Genomic DNA, 3255 nt, shown 5'->3' with positions numbered 1-3255 from the left:
TTGTGAGGTACGGGGTGTGGGGGCAGGTGGGGCTTGGTGTGTTGGTGTTTGTACTCAGTGCTCTCGCTGCCGGCGGGCCCGGGGTGCTTGAGCGGGCGGCCGGGGGTGCCTTGGGGGCCCGGCTCGAGCAGGTGCAGCGGGATGCGCCCGGGGTCACCCACCGGGTGCGGTTCGGTCCCGAGGACGAGAGGGGGGCGGAGAGCTCGCTGGGGGCTGACCTGCGGCGGGTCTCCACCGCCGTCGAGAACGCCGCACCCGCCACCCTCCGCGGCGACCTCGTGCGCGACTCCACCCGGATCGCCCTGCCCGGCGTACGGACCCGTGACGGCACCACCCTGTCGCTGGTGTACGCCTCCGACGCCCCGCCCCGTTCCGCGTACACGGCCGGGCGGCCCCCTGCCGCGCGGGGGCGCGTCGTGGAGATCTCGGTCTCCACACGTACCCGTGATGCCCTGAAGCTGCGGCTCGGGCAGGAACTCCGGCTCGGTCCCGGCGCGTTGGAGAACGTGGACGCACCGGCACGCGTGGTCGGGTTCTACGCCGCCGACGGCGAGCGGCGGCTCTGGCGTGAGCAGCCCCTGCTCGCGCGTACGGGACGGGACGCGCGCGACGGGGCGGCGCGGTACGCCGGCGCCCTGCTCGCGCCGCGCGGCGTCGAAGTGCTGCAGAGCCAGGCGGAGGCCGACCTCACCGTGGTCTGGGGCATGCGGCTCGACCTCGGCGATGATGCTTCGCGCTTCGTCGGCGATCAAGGGCAGCGCGACTTCGAGCGACTGATGCTCCGTTACCCGGACTCCGTGCGGGGCGCCACATGTGATCTGGGGATGGTCAGCGGCGGCATGCCCTGCGCCTTCGGTGCACATCCGGCCGCCGAGTCGGAGACCGCGACCGAACTGCCGGACGCCTTGGAGGAGTTCCAGCGGCAGTGGCGGCAGGGCAGTGTCGTGATCTCCTTCGCGCTCGCTTCGGTGACGGCGGTCGGGCTCGCGGCCGTGGTGGTCGGCGCGCTGCTGTCCGTGCGTCGCAGGCTCGACGTTCATCGGCTGCAACGCGCGCGTGGGGCATCGGCCTTGGGGATGGCCCTGGGGCGGGCGGTGGAGACCGCACCGGCCGTGGCGCTGGGATTCGGGAGCGGCTGCGCGGTCGCGTCGGTGCTGCCGGGGGCCTCGTCCGCGTACGGGCGGGGGCTGCTCGTCGCCGTGGGGGCGTGGCTGGTGCTGCCCCTTCTGACCTGGTGGGCCGTGCGGGACCGGGCGCTTCTGCGGGGGAAGGGGGCAGGCGGCGGGCGCCGTGTCGTCGCCGAGGCGGGTGTGGTGGCCGTCGCCGTGGCGGGTGTCCTCGCGCTGCGGGCCCGTGGGACGACGGGCGGCTCGGAGGGCGATCCCTTGCTCGCCGCCGTGCCCGTGCTGCTCGGGCTCGCCACGGTCGTGGTGCTGGTGCGCCTCTACCCCTTGCCGGTACGCCTCGTCGCGCGCCGGGCCGCCCGGGGACGCGGAGCCGTGGCTCTCGTCGCGCTCTCCCGCGCCGCCAAGGAAGCCCCGGCACGGGCGCTCGCGCTGCTCGTCCTGGTGGTGACGCTTGCCGGTGCCGTGTTCGGCGGTCTGGTCACGGAGACGCTGACGGAGGGGCGGCGGGATGCCGCCGCCTGGCGGGTGGGTGCCGATGCCTCCTTCCTGGGGGCGGGGCGCGACCCGGACACCGCCGGGCGCCTGGCACGCGCGCGTGGAGTGCGGCAGACCGTGGCGGTACGGCAGCTGCGGGTCGACCCGGCGAGCGGGACGGACGGAGGGCGGTACGGAATCGCGAGCCTGGTGGGCGTCGACGGCACGAAACTGCGCTCGGCGGCCGGGAGTTCGGCAGCCGCCCGCGCACTGCGGGACGCCGGACTCGGCAAGGGCAAGGGCAAGGGAAGCGGCCGTGACATCCGCGTACTCGCCGACGCGGCCGACGCGGGGGACCTGCTGACCATCACCGTGCACGGCAAGGAGCGGCGCCTGCGCGTCGTGGGCACCCTCCCCGAAGCGGTGCGCCGCGACCCGGCGCTCGGCCCCGTGCGCGCCGCCACCGAAGCCAGGGACCACCTCCTGCTCGCCGACAACCAGGACCTCAAGGCCTTCGGCGCAAGTGAGTTCGAGGAGTCCGCCCTGCTGCTTTACGGGCCTCAGCTGGACGTCCGCGAGCTGCGTTCCGTCGTCCCGCGCACCGCTCCCGGCGCCACCACCGGAGAGCTGCGGATCCGTGCCGAGGAGCAGGCCGAGGCCGACGACGACGGTCTGATCGCGGCCCTGACCGCCGCACACACCGCCTGCACCGCCCTGGCCGTGCTCCTCGCGCTGCTCGCCCTCGTGCTCGAACTCCTGCTGTCAGCCCCCGCACGCGGCGACGCCGCCGCCCGGCTGCGCACGCTGGGGCTCGGCGGCCGGGCCACCGCAGGGCTGCATCTGCTCCAGCTGCTGCCCCTGGTGCTCACGGCCGTGGCCGGTGGCGTCGTGCTCGGTCTGACCCTGCCCGGGCTGCTCGGACCCGCCCTCGACCTGCGGGAGTTCACCGGCGGGCCCACCGCGCCCGCCCTGCGGACCGACCCGCTGTTCACCGCGGCCCTCGCCGCCGGAACCGTCGCCCTGGTGGCCGTGGCGGTGGGCGTGGAGACCTGGCTGGGGCGGCGTCGGGGCCTTGGAGCCGTGCTGCGACTGGGGAGGAACGATGACTGAGCTCGCCGATCTGGAGGCGCGCGCGAACGCCGCGCGCCGTCCCGCGGGGGACGCGGGCCTTGTCGTCTGCGACAACCTCGTACGCGTCTATCGCACCGACAAGGTGGAGGTGCAGGCCCTCCAGGGGCTCGACCTGGTGGTCGGGGAAGGGGAGTGCGTGGCCCTCGTGGGCGCGTCGGGCTCCGGCAAGTCCACCCTCCTGTCGATCCTCTCGGGGCTCGATCTGCCGACCGCGGGACGGGCGCGGGTCGCAGGGCACGACCTGCTCGCCATGGGGCGCCGCGAGCGCCTCGGCTACCGCAGGAAGACCGTCGGCTTCGTGTGGCAGCAGACAGGGCGCAATCTGCTGCCGTACCTCACCGCCGTCGAGAACGTCGCGCTGCCGATGAAGTACGCGCGCGTGCCCCGTCGCGAGCGGGCGGCGCGGGCCGCCGAACTGCTTGGCGTGCTCGGTGTCGCGTACTGCCGCGACCGGCGGCCCGCCGAGCTCTCCGGCGGACAGCAGCAACGCGTCGCCGTGGCACGGGCGTTCGCGGGCCGGCCC

2 protein-coding genes are annotated in these 3255 nt (G+C 75.1%); both read left to right on the top strand.

Going from position 1 to position 3255, the window contains the following annotated elements; genetic code table 11:
* Positions 1–38: 38 nt before the first annotated feature.
* Complete coding sequence (locus tag ABD378_RS18215; protein WP_344521988.1) at positions 39–2711, top strand: hypothetical protein; 2673 nt, start codon at positions 39–41, stop codon at positions 2709–2711.
* Positions 2704–3255: ABC transporter ATP-binding protein (locus tag ABD378_RS18210; protein ID WP_344521987.1), on the top strand; the 552-nt coding region annotated here is incomplete at its 3' end. The genes ABD378_RS18215 and ABD378_RS18210, both read left to right, overlap by 8 nt.

It is taken from the genome of Streptomyces rectiviolaceus (assembly GCF_039533825.1).
Classification (GTDB): Bacteria; Actinomycetota; Actinomycetes; order Streptomycetales; family Streptomycetaceae; genus Streptomyces; species Streptomyces rectiviolaceus.
Note: the sequence above shows the minus strand (reverse complement) of the source record. Positions and strands in the feature narration are given on the sequence as shown.